Below are 13,387 nucleotides of genomic sequence, written 5' to 3' on the forward strand. Positions count from 1 at the left end.
CATTCAAAAAACTTTCAGTTCTATATCACCTGTCTGAGCACGGCCAGCTACGGCCCCTCCGCCGCTGCATTTCCGCATCGGCGCACTTCGCTCAGGAGATTTCGTGAATTCCACTCTCTACACCGCCGTACTGGTCGGCCTGGCATTCGTACTGGTCGCGATGTTCGGGCTCGGCTGCTATTGGCTCGCCACAAAAGATCGCCCCACTCCCCCTCGAACCCCAGCCCCATCCTCGCCGTCGTCCACCGTGATCGACGAACACGATGAATGGGAAGCACAAGCACCGTATCCCGATCATGCGCTAGACGCGCTACACAACGCGGCTTCGGTATCGTCAATCCATTCAACATCCCGCCAATCGTCGTTCACTCCGTCCGAGTTCGATGAATCTATTTTCGAACCCGCGTCACCTGCACGGGAAGCAGATCGCGCGCCGCCGCCCTCCGACTATTTCTCCTACGCGCCGCAAGCCACGACGGAAACAGCCTCGCCCCCAGCGGGTGCACATAGCTGCCCCCATTGCGGCTCAGCGCGTATTGAAACGCTCGATGTCGGTCGCAAGACCGGCGGTACGATCGGCAGCGTCGCGGGCGCGACGAGTGGTTTTGCCATGGCGTTGTCCGGCGCTGAAGCTGGCGCAGCCGTTGGCGCAGTCGGCGGACCGGTAGGTGCGGTGTTCGGCGGACTGGCCGGTGCGGTGATCGCCGGTCTGCTCGGCAGCGCGGCCGGATCTGTTGCTGGCTCCGCTGTCGGCCGTGTGCTCGACGACAACGTGTTCAACAACTATCGGTGTCTGACATGCGGCCACGGCTTCGGCTCCACCCTTCATTGAGACCGATCCTTGCCCTCCGATCCGCGCAAAAGGTCGAAAGCGCTCAATTGCCCAACGATCGGTCAGCGTCGGCAGGCCGTCGCATCGCTTCGCGTTCGTCCATCCTCAGGAAACCAACTATGCCCTCTCCCCTCGATTATCTCGCCGCTTTCGCGCTCGCATTCGTGGGCGGCGCACTCGTGGCCGTGTGCCACTGCAAATACGTCGGCAAGATCCGCAAGGAGGTTCCGGTCCATGCATGATCATCGCCCGTTCGACGATGACGAATTCGGCTCCGCCCACTCGTCGCGATCGGACGCCACTGAATCCGCTCAATACTGCTCTGGCTCGGCACCGATTTATCCGTGTCCGCAGTGCCAATCGCCCCGTACGGAGCCGCGCCATGTCGCACGACGTATTGGCGGTACCGTCGGTGCAGCGGCCGGCGCAACCGGAGCCGTCGCTATCGCTTTGTCTGGCGCGGAAGCCGGCGCAACGGCTGGATTGATCGCTGGTCCGATCGGCTCGGCATGCGGCGGCGTGGCCGGTGCGATCCTCGCCGGCCTGATCGCTGGTGCGGCTGGTTGTGCAACCGGGGCCGCCTTTGGCGAAGCCGTCGACCAAAAGATTCTCGACAACTGGCGATGCCTCGCCTGTGGACGCACCTTCAGCATCCAGCCCCTCTAGTCGGTCAGTCGCGTCATTCCCCTCACTGATTTCGTTCCGCTCGGCCTCGGCCGGGCTTTATGCACTGTGATTTTCGAATAGGAGTTTCGCTCATGCATCTCGTTCAATCGATGGCCTATGTCGACGCCGAACCCTGGCACGGTCTTGGCAACAAGCTCGCCCCCAAACAACCGCTCGAAGTCTGGGCTCGCGCCGCCTGCATGGACTGGCGCATCGAAGAAGCCGAAGTGCGCTTCGTCGCGGCCGGCAACCGCAGCCTCGGCTCGATTCACGCGTTTCCCGAACAGAAAGTACTGTACCGCTCGGACAACAAGGCGCCGTTGTCCGTCGTCTCCGCGCGCTATCAGGTCGTGCAACCCGAAGAGATTTTGGAGTTTTATCGAGACCTGACGGAGATCGGTGGTTTCCAGCTCGAGACGGCCGGCGTGTTGAAGGAAGGCCGCAAGCTCTGGGCGCTGGCGCGCACGGGTCAGTCCGGTTCGCTCAAGGGTAAGGACCAGATCAACGGCTACCTGCTGTTGGCCACGGCCTGCGACGGCACCTTGGCCACTACCGCGCAATTCACGTCGGTGCGCGTCGTCTGCAACAATACCTTGCAGATCGCCCTGGGCAACAGCGCTGGCGCAATCAAAGTCTCACACCGCTCGCAGTTCGACGCAGCGGCTGTCAAACGCCAGCTCGGCATCGCCGTCTCCACGTGGGACGCGTTCATGGTCCGAGCCAAGGCGTTGTCCGAACGCAAGGTGACCGACTCGGCGGCCGAGGCATTCCTGCGGCGCGTCTTGACGTACTCGACGACCAATCTTCCCGACCGTGAAGCAGTGGCTGTCAACGAGCGCGCGATCAAGGCGGTCGGCCTGCTCTATGGCGGACATGGAAAAGGCTCGGATTTGGCTTCGGCGTCGGGTACGGCTTGGGGGCTGCTCAACAGCGTGACTGAATACGTGGATCATCATCGGCGCGCGCGCAGCGATGACCACCGCATAGACGCAGCCTGGTTCGGCGCCGGAGCAACACTCAAGCAGCGTGCCTGGGACGAGGCGATGAAGCTTGTCGCATGATCAACCCCATCCCGCTTCTGGCAGTCGACATGCGCATTCAGATTCCGCGCGGAGCAGGGCTACGATTCGGCGGCCGTTACGCCACGATCCTGCAAATCAAGCCCCAGGGTACGACTGTCCACCTCGGAAACGGCAAGCTCGTGACATTCGCGCACGACGCATTGCAGGACGCCTTTCGCCGTATCGGTTCCGGATAGCCCACCCATTCCCTCACCTCTCGCCCGGCCAGATTCGCTCTGCCGGGCTTTTTTGTTTTCGGAGCAAACCATGACGACACCTCACCCTGAACCACCCCGTGCACGTAAGCCCGCGCTGAAGCTCGTCAAGACGCAAGAGCTGAGTCGCGACGACTGGCTCGCCGTGCGCCGAACCGGCATCGGGGGATCGGATGCCGCAGCTGCGGTCGGCCTGAACCCCTACATGAGCGCGTTGGAATTGTGGCTCGACAAGACCGGCCGTGCGGACGGCCTGCCCCGCCCCGATCCAGACGATACGACGTCGCCCACGTACTGGGGCACGCTGCTCGAACCCATCGTTGCCGCCTCGTACACGAAACAGACCGGCAACCGGGTTCGACGCGTGAACGCCGTGCTGCGGCATCCCTCGATCCCCTTCATGCTCGCGAACATCGATCGCGAGATCGTCGGCGCTCCGGACGTACAGATTCTGGAATGTAAAACGGCCGGCGAGTTCGGTGCGCGGCTCTGGCGAGATGGCGTGCCCGAGTATGTGCAGATCCAGGTGCAGCATCAGTTGGCCGTCACTGGCAAGGCGGCAGCACACGTCGCCGTGCTGTTGTGCGGACAGGCGCTCGAAGTGCATCGGATCGATCGCGACGATGCGCTTATCGGGCGCCTGGTCGAACTCGAAGCACGCTTCTGGCGGTTCGTGGAAACCGATACGCCTCCGCCGGCTGACGGGTCGGAGTCGGCCGACCGAGCACTCCGTCACCTGTATCCCGGCAACGGCGAAACGGTCGACTTCAGCGACGACCACCGCCTGTCGTCCGTCTTTGCCGATCTGGTCGCGGTACGGGCCGAGATCGAGACGCGTCAGCAGCTCGAAGCGCAGTTCAAGCAAACGATCCAGCAGGCCATGGGTGACGCAAACCGGGCCGTATTCCAGACCGGCGCCGTGTCATTCAAGCGCAGCAAGGATTCGTCTGGCGTCGATCTGGCGCGACTGCTGGCCGACCACCCCGAGTTCGAAACACAGTACGCCATCTCGAAGCCGGGTTCCCGGCGTTTTCTCGTTTCCACCTGATTCCAATCCCCATGACCAACCTCGAATGTCTCACGGAGATCATGACGTTCTCGCGATATGGCGCGCTCGCGCAAGCGTTCGTGATGGATGCGCTCAGCCAGCACGCGGAGCGCGTTGCGACAACACCACCCGATCAGTTGCAAGTCAACCCGATGATCAGTGCTCGCGCCTGGCAGGGCGTCGCCCTGGAAATCCACGCCAAGCTCGAAGCGCATTTTTCCCGATAGCCCGCATCGCTCGCAGTTCTCTTCCCCCATTTTCTATTTTGAGGACCACCATGCTCAAAGGTCTCGCCATCACGCCGCCCGTTGTCGGGCGAATCTCCATTGGGCGCATTGTCGAGAAGAATGGCAAGCGCGTTCCCGAAAAGGATGACCAGTTCACCCTCACCACCCAGGTGCAACAGCGCGGTGAATGGATGCTGCACCCGCTGAACGAAACGCTGCGCAAGGCAACGGCCGGCAAGCTGCGCGCCATTCCGATCCGTGTGCTGTTCAACGATCCTGATCTCAACCTGCGAGCCGAGTACTCGCTGTTCGATCGCGATACTGGACGGCCCGTGTGTGTCGGCAACGGAGAACAGTGTCGACGTGTGACCGACGCCGGTATCGAATCGTTGCCATGTCCGTCGCCGGATGGCTGCGCATTTGGTCGTCAGGGCAACTGCAAGCCCTATGGTCGAATGAATGTGATCATCGGTGACGATGACGAGATGGGTTCGTTCATCTTCCGCACGACGTCCTATAACAGTATCCGGACGCTGGCCGCACGCCTGCACTATTTCCGTGCCGTATCGGGCAACCTGTTGGCGTGCCTGCCGCTGGAGTTGAAGCTGCGCGGTAAGTCGACCGCGCAGAGCTACCGGTCGGCGATCTACTACGTTGACCTCGGCGTGCGTTCGGGCAATACGCTCGAACAGGTGCTGATCGAGGCGAAGGAACTGGACGCTCGGCGCCGCGCCGCCGGCTTCGATCAGGCCGCGCTCGATGCCGCTGCACGTGCAGGGTTCGCCAACGGCGCGTTCGAGGACAGTCCCGATGAAACGGCGGCTGTCGCGGAAGAGTTCTATCCAGGTACGACCAACCCCGATACCGGGAACGGTCACACCGACGAAACAACCGGAACGCCGCCGTCGACCCTACGCGACAAGCTCGAACGCAAGGCCGTGCTGCTCGGCGGCAAGGCAGCATGAGCGCGCGTCGCTGGGCGTTCGTCCTGGCGGTCTGCGCAACCGCCACTGCGCTCTGTCTGTCGGTGCTCGCCGGCTGGCAACGCGGCGGCACGTTTCCGGAACGGCTTATCTGGATCGCCATCGGCATGGTGCTCGTCACGAGCGCGCACCTGTTGCCGGCGCTGATCCGCGATATGCCGGTCCTCATTCGGGGTGTGGGTAGCCTGTTATGGGGGGCGTGTCTGGTGACGGCTTGCTACGGACACGCGGTGTTTTTCGCATTCGCCCAACAGCATGCCGGAGAGCAACGCGCGTCGACGGTGCAGGCGATCCCTGCTCCCTCACCCGCTCGCAGCCTCACCATCGTCATGGCGGACCGCGCGACGGTGACGGCGCAACTCGCGGTCGCGCAGGCACGTAACTGCATCGGAAACTGTACGACGCTCAAATCCCGTCGCGTGACGCTTGCCGCACGACTGGATGCGCTGAACGCCGAAGCCGATGACGTGCGACGCCAGCAGGCCGCAGTGGAGCGAGTCACGGCTCAACGTGACGCATTACTCGTCGATCCAGTCACGTCGCGACTCGCCGCGTTACTCGGGATCACGGCGATGCGTGTCGACTTGCTGTCGGGGTTGATTTTTGCCGCCGTGCTCGAAGGTGTGGCATGCCTGCTATGGACGGCGGCGCTTCGATCGCCGGGAACTGAGGCTGAATCCTCAGCGACCGGCGCCACATCACCGGCCGTCGCGACAGTCACGATGACGGGCGACGTGACCGCACCGGTAGTCGCGGCAGTCACGGACGCGACTGATCTCGGCGAGCCGGGGGTCACGCAAGTCATCGCGAGTCACGCCGGCAAGACCGTTAGTCGCAAAGATGTAACGCCCGGTCATGAGACGACGCCTCGTAGTCACACACCACGTGACGGCCCGATCACGCCGTTTCCCACTGCTCGCACCGACGACCACCTGTCGCAGCTCGTTCGAGACGTGACCGCCGGTTTGGTTCGGCCGACCGTCGCCGACATCAGACGGCATCTGGGCTGTTCTCAGGCCCGCGCGGCAGAGCTGCGTCGGCGGCTCGCTGAACACACATCGACAGCATAAGCGGCCGGGCTTCGTGCCCGGCCTTTTGCTGTCGCTTTCCCAATCACCTTCCCATCACCATGAAACATGGAACCGAATACGCTCGTCCCCAGCATCAGCATCGCCAATCTCGCCAACCAGCGCGTCGCCGTCGTCGAGCGCGTGCGCGCCGCCCTCGATCTGCTCGGCGAAGCCCAACGGCTTGCCAAGGCCGCGCATCTCGGCTTCCCGCGACTCGTTCTCGATGAAAGCTACGGCTGTCGCGGCCGACCGACCATTACCGGAGAGTACGCCAAGCGCGACGAAGCCGAAGCCGCTATGGTGCGCATCGTCGACGTGCGCGGCTGGGACTACCTGATGTCGGAGTCGGGCTTGCGCACCTTCATGGATGCGAAGGCCCGTGAACAATGGAGCAACCAGATTGCCGAAGGCGAGGTACCGGAACTGACGGCCGCCAACATCGAAGCCACCTTCGCTCAGCTCTACGGCGCACGCGGTGACATGTTCGAGCGCGGCGTGCTCCAGTGCTTTAAGCGGCTGTCGTGGGACTACAAAACGAACGAGCCGTTCAAGTTCGGCAAGCGCATCATCGTCCGGTATCTCCTCTCGCAAGGCAGCTCCAACTACCACGTGACGAACGAACTGGACGATCTGATGCGAGTGTTCAGTGTGCTCGATGGCAAGCCGGAGCCGGATCATCGGCATGGCATGTCGACGCTCATTTCGGAGGCACAGCGTCACCGGAAGACCGAGGCCGAGCACGGCTATTTCCATCTGCGCTGGTTCAAGAACGGCAACGGCCACCTGACGTTCAAACGCGCTGATCTGGTCGACAGAATGAACCTGATTCTCGCGAAGCACTATCCGAACGCCCTGGCGTCCGAAGCCCGGTAGTTCCGGGACGCGTCCTGCGTCTCGTCTTTCCCTTATTCATTCAGCGAACTCGGTATCCGGCTTATCCGGAGGCTCGTGTTCGTCCATCACCTGGAGAATTTCGTGAATTTGCCATCCACCGTTCACGCCGGCCCGCGCTTCAAGCTCGGCCGGATCTTAGCCACGCCCGCCGCACTGGTAGCCATCGCCAATGCAAGCGTCTCGATCATCGACCTGCTGATTCGCCACATGCGCGGCGACTGGGGTGATCTGTCCGAGTCCGATCGCCAGCAAAACGAGTTGTCCGTTGAGGCCGGTTTGCGCCTGCTGTCCAGCTACGTGTTGCCAGACGGTCAAACCGTTTGGGTCGTCACCGAATGGGATCGGTCCTCAACCACGTTCCTGTTGCCGGGAGATTATTGACATGCCGGATCGTTCGCCTCCTTCCAGACTCCGCGCGGCTGTTCGGTTTTCACCCGGCTGCGTCTTCGTTTCGCTCGGTGCACGTGCCGCGTTGGACGCAGTTCGCGTTCCAGTCGTCCACTTCCTGATCCGCCACATGCGCGGCGATTGGGGGCGGCTCACCGATGAGGACTGGCAACGCAACGAGCGCGCCCTCATAACCGGCGACTATCTGCTATCAAGTTACATCCTGTCGAGCGGACAAAAAATCTGGATACACACAATGCACAAACGGTCCGTGACATTTGTGCTATTGCCGTCCGAGGCGTTCCGGTTCGAGTCATCCCTACGCAACGCGCTACTCGGGCGTTAGCGGCGCCCGCCTACTGTTTCGCGACGAGTGAGACGGGTCGACAAACGCTCGAAGACTTCCAACAACATCGCTCGATCGCTGGTCGACAGACGTGACAGCAGCCGGTTCAGATGACTCGCTTGGTCGCTGGACCGATTGCTGGCCTCGGTTAGCAGGTCAGCAGCATCGCACGCGAAGATGTCCGCCAGTTCGAAAAGGCGCACCACAGTCGGGATAACCGTTCCGCGCTCCATCCGCGACACGGCCTCCAAGCCGATTCCCAGTCGCTCCGCAACCTTTTCTTGTGTCAGCCCGCTTGCAATGCGCTGCTTCGCAATGGCTTTGCCCACCGCGACAGCCAGATCTTCAGTGCCCGATTTCGGCATGGTCCCTCCCGGTCAACCGGAATGGTTGAGCACCATCCCTTTGACATGAAGGACTTTTAGGGTTGATATTCAACCTTTTGAGAGATTTGTCCACCTTGGAGGTGGACATCCCACAACAACAACCATGACCAAAACCCTTTCTGTACCGGCCACGGCGGCAGCCGGCACGCTCGTCTACCGGCCCGACATTGACGGCCTGCGCGCCTTCGCGGTGCTCGCCGTTGTCGTCTTCCATGCATTTCCGTCCGTGCTACCGGGCGGCTTCGTCGGCGTCGACATCTTCTTCGTCATCTCCGGCTACCTGATCACCGGCATCCTGCTCGCCGATCTAGGGACAGACCGATCCTCTTTCCGCCATTTCTACGCACGACGGATTCGTCGGATCTTCCCGGCACTGGTCGTCGTGCTGCTCGCGACCTACGGGATGGGGTGGTTCAGCCTGTACGGCGACGAGTATCGCGAGCTCGGCAAGCACATCGTTGCTGGCGCTGGATTTGTCTCGAACTGGGCGTCGTGGACCGAAGCCGGGTATTTCGACCAGACGGCCGAAGCCAAGCCACTGCTGCACCTGTGGTCGCTCGGTGTCGAGGAACAGTTCTACATCGTCTGGCCGCTCGTGCTGTGGGCCGCATACCGACTCCGACTCATCGGATGGGTGTGCGCCGTCGTCGGTCTCGCCTCTTTCGCGGCCAACGTCATCCTCATCGGACACCACGCGTCCGCTGCCTTCTACTGGCCAGTCACGCGGATGTGGGAACTGCTGGCTGGCGCCGCGTTCGCGATAAGCGCGGGCGCGGGTCGACCGATCACGGGCAACCGCGCGAATGCGTGGTCGGCCGGCGGCGCGATGCTGTGCGTCGCCTCCTTTGCGCTGCTCACCGCGCGTGACGCTTTTCCGGGCTGGTGGGCGGTGTTACCGGTCGTCGGCACAGTCGCACTCGTCGCGGCTGGTCGAGACGGCTGGATCAACAGGCACGTGCTCGCGCATCCCGTATCTGTCTGGCTCGGCAAGATCAGTTACGCGTTGTACCTGTGGCACTGGCCGCTGCTGTCGTTCGCGTTCATCGTGGCGGGTCGGACACCCTCGTCGGCCGTGCGAGGCGCGTTGCTGGTCATTGCCGTCGCACTGGCGTGGTTGACCACCACCATCATCGAGCGGCCGATCCGCTTCGGCCCTCCGAAGCGCTGGAAACTCATCGGGCCGTGCATGCTGATGATCGGCATCGTCTATCTCGGCGGCATGACGTACGTACGCGGCGGCCTCGGCTTTCGCAAGGGCTACAGCCCGGACGCCGACGTGACGACTGCCAAGCTCGGTGCGGGTCATGAGTTCGTCAACGCCATGTGCGGCGTGTCGCCTGACGAACAGCGATTGTTTCCGTTCTGCGCGACCGACAAGCGCGTGCGCTCCCATTTCGCCGTGTGGGGCGACAGTAAAGCCGACGCGCTGTATTGGGGGCTCGTGCGTGAATCGGCCCCCGGCGAAGGCTGGACGCTGATTGCGCGCCCGAGCTGCGCACCGATGGCGGGCGTCTGGCGCACGTCGTCGAACGCTGGCGACGATCCAAGCCTGTGCCGAGACGCAAACATCACGGCGCTACGTATGCTGCTGAACACGCCGGAACTCAAGACAGTGGTGCTCGTCATGACCGATCGCGACGTGATCGGACAGACCTTCGCTGACCGCGACCAAACTGCGCCTCGCACATCCGCTGCGCTCGATGGTCTCGACCAGGCCGTAACGGCACTTGAGCGAGCTGGCAAGCGCGTCGCGCTGGTCCTCGACAACCCGCGCCTACGCGATCCACGGCAGTGCATGGATCGCCGGCCGCTCGCGTGGCCCTTCGTGCGGCATGCGCTCGGCGTGACCGATATGGACGCGGCGCAGCGCTGCGCGATCGGCTACCGCGAACACGTTGCCCGAATAGCGCCATTCCACGCGCTCGTCGACGAACTCAAGCAACGCCACCCGACCCTGCTCGTCTACGACCCGGCTGCCGCGCTGTGCGACGCGAAGCGCGATGTCTGTCCGATGACGCTGGACCGGCACTACCTCTATAGCTACGGCGATCACCTGTCCGACTACGGAAACGGGCTCGTCGCCAAGCAGTTCCTGCCGCTCCTGCGCCGCTGACCGGTTGTCATGCAGCTGTCCGCATGCTCGCGTGGCGTTCAGTGCCTGTGGTTCTGGCACACATCAGCCTCGGATCGCCAGAACCATTTCGTCGGCCGGTTCGCCGGTCGGCGCTTTTTATTCCGTGGGCCGATCTCGTCCCGCAATCCACGTACTTCGCAATCGTCAACCAAGGAAGCTCCATGAAAAAGCTTATTGCCTCACTGTGCGCCGCACTCACGCTGACCGGCTGTTCGGACAGTCACCTGAAGATCAAGCTGACCAACAACCCTGCCTTTCCTGATATTCCCCGCCTGCGTCTCACCGCCGTCGACCAAGACGTGACCGTCAACGGTGTCGAGATCAATGACGGAGATTGCCCGCTGAACATGATCGAACGCTTTCCGCGAACCATCACGAAAGGCACAAGCGATACCGTCGACATCCTGTCGTCGTGCGAACGCGTCGCGAAGGCTGCGATTACCACGGAGGACGGCACGTTCAATTTCACGTTCCACTGACCGTCATCCGCAGTCTTTTTCTGCGCTCATCACGAGCGTACAACCCGGTCGGTCCGTCCTCGCGACGTAAGCCGCCCATCTTCAATGAACGTCACCATGAAAAAATCCACTGCCGCCCTTTCAATCGCCCTTGTTCTCTCGCTGCCCGCATACGCGGCAAACAACATCGGCCAGTGTGTGTATCCGAAAACCAAAGTCGGCTCCAATGGCAACCTCGTCTTCAAGCATCCGATCTATGTCCTCGATGCGCCAAATGCAACCGCCCCGAAACGCGCGCTAACCACGTTCGCGGCCTTCACTGTCAAGGCCGAAGCGCCCGGCGGCTTCGTGAAGCTTGTCACCGTGCCGAACTACGATCTGCCGAATCCGGACAGCGTCGCCGGCAAAGTCATCGGCTGGGCGAAACTGTCGGATTTTGACTTCCAAGAGTTGCGCAACTGCAACTGACGACCCAATAAACGATGGGGCGTGCCTGCCGGCACGCCCCCCTCATGCTGATCTTCATTTTTTTGCGATCCAATCGAACGATCATCATCCGATCGACAAGTCGCCGAAATTGATCGATAGTCGGACCGCGCACAGGAACACCACGGCAACGTTCGGCAGTCCGGCTATCCCATTCCAAGCAGTGAAGAAGTGAACGCGCCGGATCAACAACACTCGGCGTGGCGATGCTTGCATGTATGAAGCACCTCGTGCGGGTCGCGCTTCCACCAGTTGGAGGCGGAGAAAATCTCCACCTCATGAAACCCGCTGTAACCGGTGGCTTCCACCGCTTGCCTCCATCGTGAAATCTCTATCACACCGTCGCCCATCATGCCCCGGTCCAGCAGCATGTCGGCCGTCGGCACGAGCCAGTCGCATATATGAAACGCAAGCAGTCGTTTGCGTCCAGCCCGCGTGATCTGCGCCTCCAGCTCAGGATCCCACCACGTATGATAAAGATCGAGCGCGATGCCTAGGCCATCATCCCCAAGCTCGTCGCAGAGATCGTTAGCGTGACGCATGGTATTCACACAGGCACGATCGGCGGCATACATCGGGTGCAGGGGCTCGATGGCCAAGGGCATACCTCGCGGCCGTGAATAGTCGAGTAGGTCCGCTATTCCGTCGCGAACCTGCTCGCGCGCGCTGGCAATGTCTTTCGAGCCGCCGGGCAGCCCTCCGACTACCAGCACGAGGCACTGGGCGTGAATTTCTAGTGCCTCGTCCACCGCTCGGCGGTTATCCTCGCGAACCGCAAGGCGGTCTTTGGCGGACTCCGCTGGAAACATGCCGCCCCGGCAGTAGCCGGTAACCGTCAGCCCATTGAATTCGATGGCGCGTGCAGCGTCCCTGAGGCCAAATTTGGCGACCTGATCGCGCCAGGGCGAGATACCGCGAATGTCATGAAGCGCACAGGCGTCGGCAATCTGGCCCAGATCCCACTGCTCGCGCACCGTTGCAGTGTTGATCGACAAGCGAGAGGGGTCGGCCCGTCGATTGATAGCGGCCATTACGATACCCCCTGCACGGCGAGAAAGTGCCGCATTCTCGCGGCAGCGGCTTCGGGATCGTCGAACAGTGCGGCCGCGTCGGCTAGCCGGAACAACTGGCAGAAGTGAATTGCGCTGCGCGCGCTCTGCTGACCTCCGACCATCACGAAGTGATCCTGATGACCGTTGAGCCATGCGAGAAACACCACGCCCGTTTTATAGAAGCGCGTCGGAGCTGCGAAGATGTGCCGCGAAAGAGCCAGCGTGGACTGCAGGGTTTGCCGGAACTCTTCCGCATTACCATCCGAGAGTGCGGCCAGCGCGCTCGAAGCCGCCGGTGCGATGGCATCGAAAATGCCAAGGAGTGCGTGCGAATATCCGTGGGCATCCCCCTCGATCATCTCGGGAAAGTTGAAATCGTCGCCCGTGTACATTTTCACCAACGCAGGAAGGCGGCGGCGCATGGCGATCTCCTTGTCCTTGTCGAGTAAGGAAATCTTGATGCCGTCGACTTTAGCGGCGTTCTGACTGATTACCCGCAGGCAGACTTCCATCGCCTGATCCACGTCGGCGCTTCCCCAGTACCCCACGAGCGCAGGATCGAACATTTCGCCGAGCCAGTGCAAGACGACCGGCTCCCGGACTTGGCGCAGGATGGTCCCGTAGACGTGTTCGTAGTCGTCAGCCGAACGCGCGACCTTCGCGAGTGCGCGGCTCGCCATAAGGATGATACGGCCGCCCACAGCCTCGATCGCGCGGACCTGCTCTTCGTAGGCGGCAATTACGTCGGCCAGAGTCAGGTCAGGATGCGGCGCGAGCTGGTCCGTGCCGGCGCCCGATGCAATCCGGGCGCCTGGAAAATCCTTGGCGAGATCAACGCTGCGCCTGATCAATTCTAGCGACGTCGTCCAGTCGAGGCCCATGCCCCGTTGCGCAGTGTCCATCGCCTCGGCTACACCAAGTCCGAGTGAATAAAGATAGCGGCGATATTCGAGCGTCTTTTCCCAGTCCACCGCTGACGTGACCCACGGATCGCAGGCCTTGCGCGGATCTGCCACAACGTGAGCCGCAGAGTAAACGACGCGATTGAAGACCGGCTTTGCTGGTACGCGCCAGGTGCGCTCGCCAACCATTGCATACTCCGCGACGTATCCTGCGGCGTCCAGTAGCTTAATTGCAGGCAT

General features: G+C 62.1%; 17 protein-coding genes. 14 read left to right on the forward strand and 3 right to left on the reverse strand.

Going from position 1 to position 13,387, the window contains the following annotated elements; translation table 11 throughout:
- The first annotated feature begins 103 nt into the window (after positions 1–103).
- The 11 genes from DTA15_RS39235 (at position 104) to DTA15_RS29200 (ending at position 7,377) form a co-directional block, all read left to right on the forward strand.
- A complete protein-coding gene (locus tag DTA15_RS39235; protein WP_006481770.1) occupies positions 104–832 on the forward strand; it encodes a hypothetical protein in 729 nt (242 codons plus the stop codon).
- Between the two features lie 119 nt (positions 833–951).
- The gene (locus DTA15_RS39240; protein ID WP_006481757.1) at positions 952–1,074 is read left to right on the forward strand and encodes a hypothetical protein; all 123 of its coding nucleotides are present in this window, start codon (positions 952–954) and stop codon (positions 1,072–1,074) included.
- On the forward strand, positions 1,067–1,498 hold the full coding sequence (locus tag DTA15_RS39245; RefSeq protein ID WP_012492479.1) for a hypothetical protein: 432 nt from the start codon (positions 1,067–1,069) through the stop codon (positions 1,496–1,498). Before DTA15_RS39240 ends, DTA15_RS39245 begins: the two co-directional genes overlap by 8 nt.
- A gap of 92 nt (positions 1,499–1,590) precedes the next feature.
- The gene (locus DTA15_RS29165; protein ID WP_006481790.1) at positions 1,591–2,559 is read left to right on the forward strand and encodes a DUF932 domain-containing protein; all 969 of its coding nucleotides are present in this window, start codon (positions 1,591–1,593) and stop codon (positions 2,557–2,559) included.
- Entirely contained in the window at positions 2,556–2,756 is a 201-nt protein-coding gene (locus tag DTA15_RS29170; RefSeq protein ID WP_006481830.1) for a hypothetical protein, read from the forward strand. Before DTA15_RS29165 ends, DTA15_RS29170 begins: the two co-directional genes overlap by 4 nt.
- Before the next feature lie 70 nt (positions 2,757–2,826).
- Positions 2,827–3,822, forward strand: a complete 996-nt coding sequence (locus tag DTA15_RS29175) for a YqaJ viral recombinase family nuclease (RefSeq protein ID WP_012492478.1) — start codon at positions 2,827–2,829, stop codon at positions 3,820–3,822.
- A gap of 11 nt (positions 3,823–3,833) precedes the next feature.
- On the forward strand, positions 3,834–4,049 hold the full coding sequence (locus tag DTA15_RS29180; RefSeq protein WP_006481811.1) for a hypothetical protein: 216 nt from the start codon (positions 3,834–3,836) through the stop codon (positions 4,047–4,049).
- 50 nt (positions 4,050–4,099) lie between these two features.
- A complete protein-coding gene (locus DTA15_RS29185) occupies positions 4,100–5,014 on the forward strand; it encodes a recombination directionality factor (RefSeq protein ID WP_006481839.1) in 915 nt (304 codons plus the stop codon).
- Positions 5,011–6,102 (forward strand): hypothetical protein, encoded by a 1,092-nt coding sequence (locus DTA15_RS29190; RefSeq protein WP_006481748.1) that lies wholly within the window; start codon positions 5,011–5,013, stop codon positions 6,100–6,102. The genes DTA15_RS29185 and DTA15_RS29190 overlap by 4 nt, the downstream gene beginning before the upstream one ends.
- Before the next feature lie 66 nt (positions 6,103–6,168).
- Positions 6,169–6,975: a DUF4942 domain-containing protein gene (locus DTA15_RS29195; protein WP_006481767.1), complete on the forward strand. Its 807-nt coding sequence runs from the start codon at positions 6,169–6,171 to the stop codon at positions 6,973–6,975.
- Between the two features lie 102 nt (positions 6,976–7,077).
- Positions 7,078–7,377, forward strand: coding sequence for a hypothetical protein (locus DTA15_RS29200; protein ID WP_012492477.1), 300 nt, complete (start codon positions 7,078–7,080; stop codon positions 7,375–7,377).
- Between the two features lie 348 nt (positions 7,378–7,725).
- Here the strand turns inward: DTA15_RS29200 and DTA15_RS29210 are convergent, their stop codons facing one another.
- Positions 7,726–8,094, reverse strand: a complete 369-nt coding sequence (locus DTA15_RS29210) for a helix-turn-helix domain-containing protein (RefSeq protein ID WP_012492475.1) — start codon at positions 8,092–8,094, stop codon at positions 7,726–7,728.
- Between the two features lie 124 nt (positions 8,095–8,218).
- Here DTA15_RS29210 and DTA15_RS29215 point away from each other — a divergent pair, with 124 nt between their 5' ends.
- The 3 genes from DTA15_RS29215 to DTA15_RS29225 all read left to right on the forward strand — a co-directional run bounded on the left by DTA15_RS29215 (position 8,219) and on the right by DTA15_RS29225 (position 11,175).
- Complete coding sequence (locus DTA15_RS29215; RefSeq protein WP_006481793.1) at positions 8,219–10,228, forward strand: acyltransferase family protein; 2,010 nt, start codon at positions 8,219–8,221, stop codon at positions 10,226–10,228.
- 182 nt (positions 10,229–10,410) lie between these two features.
- Positions 10,411–10,728 (forward strand): hypothetical protein, encoded by a 318-nt coding sequence (locus DTA15_RS29220; protein WP_006481776.1) that lies wholly within the window; start codon positions 10,411–10,413, stop codon positions 10,726–10,728.
- Positions 10,729–10,824: 96 nt separating this feature from the next.
- Positions 10,825–11,175 (forward strand): hypothetical protein, encoded by a 351-nt coding sequence (locus DTA15_RS29225; protein WP_006397382.1) that lies wholly within the window; start codon positions 10,825–10,827, stop codon positions 11,173–11,175.
- 203 nt (positions 11,176–11,378) lie between these two features.
- On the opposite strand, the gene DTA15_RS29230 is transcribed toward DTA15_RS29225, so the two are convergent.
- The gene (locus DTA15_RS29230; protein WP_006481799.1) at positions 11,379–12,224 is read right to left on the reverse strand and encodes a sugar phosphate isomerase/epimerase family protein; all 846 of its coding nucleotides are present in this window, start codon (positions 12,222–12,224) and stop codon (positions 11,379–11,381) included.
- Complete coding sequence (locus DTA15_RS29235) at positions 12,224–13,387, reverse strand: dihydrodipicolinate synthase family protein (protein ID WP_006481782.1); 1,164 nt, start codon at positions 13,385–13,387, stop codon at positions 12,224–12,226. The genes DTA15_RS29230 and DTA15_RS29235 overlap by 1 nt, the downstream gene beginning before the upstream one ends.

Origin of the sequence: Burkholderia cenocepacia, assembly GCF_900446215.1 — a bacterium.
Lineage (GTDB): Bacteria > Pseudomonadota > Gammaproteobacteria > Burkholderiales > Burkholderiaceae > Burkholderia > Burkholderia cenocepacia.

Excerpts from the sequence above, each read along its gene's own strand:
- DTA15_RS39240 (WP_006481757.1), top strand. The coding sequence starts at position 952 with ATGCCCTCTCCCCTCGATTATCTCGCCGCTTTCGCGCTCGCATTCGTG.
- DTA15_RS39245 (WP_012492479.1), top strand. The coding sequence starts at position 1,067 with ATGCATGATCATCGCCCGTTCGACGATGACGAATTCGGCTCCGCCCAC.
- DTA15_RS29165 (WP_006481790.1), top strand. The coding sequence starts at position 1,591 with ATGCATCTCGTTCAATCGATGGCCTATGTCGACGCCGAACCCTGGCAC.
- DTA15_RS29170 (WP_006481830.1), top strand. The coding sequence starts at position 2,556 with ATGATCAACCCCATCCCGCTTCTGGCAGTCGACATGCGCATTCAGATT.
- DTA15_RS29175 (WP_012492478.1), top strand. The coding sequence starts at position 2,827 with ATGACGACACCTCACCCTGAACCACCCCGTGCACGTAAGCCCGCGCTG.
- DTA15_RS29180 (WP_006481811.1), top strand. The coding sequence starts at position 3,834 with ATGACCAACCTCGAATGTCTCACGGAGATCATGACGTTCTCGCGATAT.
- DTA15_RS29185 (WP_006481839.1), top strand. The coding sequence starts at position 4,100 with ATGCTCAAAGGTCTCGCCATCACGCCGCCCGTTGTCGGGCGAATCTCC.
- DTA15_RS29190 (WP_006481748.1), top strand. The coding sequence starts at position 5,011 with ATGAGCGCGCGTCGCTGGGCGTTCGTCCTGGCGGTCTGCGCAACCGCC.
- DTA15_RS29195 (WP_006481767.1), top strand. The coding sequence starts at position 6,169 with ATGGAACCGAATACGCTCGTCCCCAGCATCAGCATCGCCAATCTCGCC.
- DTA15_RS29210 (WP_012492475.1), bottom strand. The coding sequence starts at position 8,094 with ATGCCGAAATCGGGCACTGAAGATCTGGCTGTCGCGGTGGGCAAAGCC.
- DTA15_RS29215 (WP_006481793.1), top strand. The coding sequence starts at position 8,219 with ATGACCAAAACCCTTTCTGTACCGGCCACGGCGGCAGCCGGCACGCTC.
- DTA15_RS29220 (WP_006481776.1), top strand. The coding sequence starts at position 10,411 with ATGAAAAAGCTTATTGCCTCACTGTGCGCCGCACTCACGCTGACCGGC.
- DTA15_RS29225 (WP_006397382.1), top strand. The coding sequence starts at position 10,825 with ATGAAAAAATCCACTGCCGCCCTTTCAATCGCCCTTGTTCTCTCGCTG.
- DTA15_RS29230 (WP_006481799.1), bottom strand. The coding sequence starts at position 12,224 with ATGGCCGCTATCAATCGACGGGCCGACCCCTCTCGCTTGTCGATCAAC.
- DTA15_RS29235 (WP_006481782.1), bottom strand. The coding sequence starts at position 13,387 with ATGCCTGCAATTAAGCTACTGGACGCCGCAGGATACGTCGCGGAGTAT.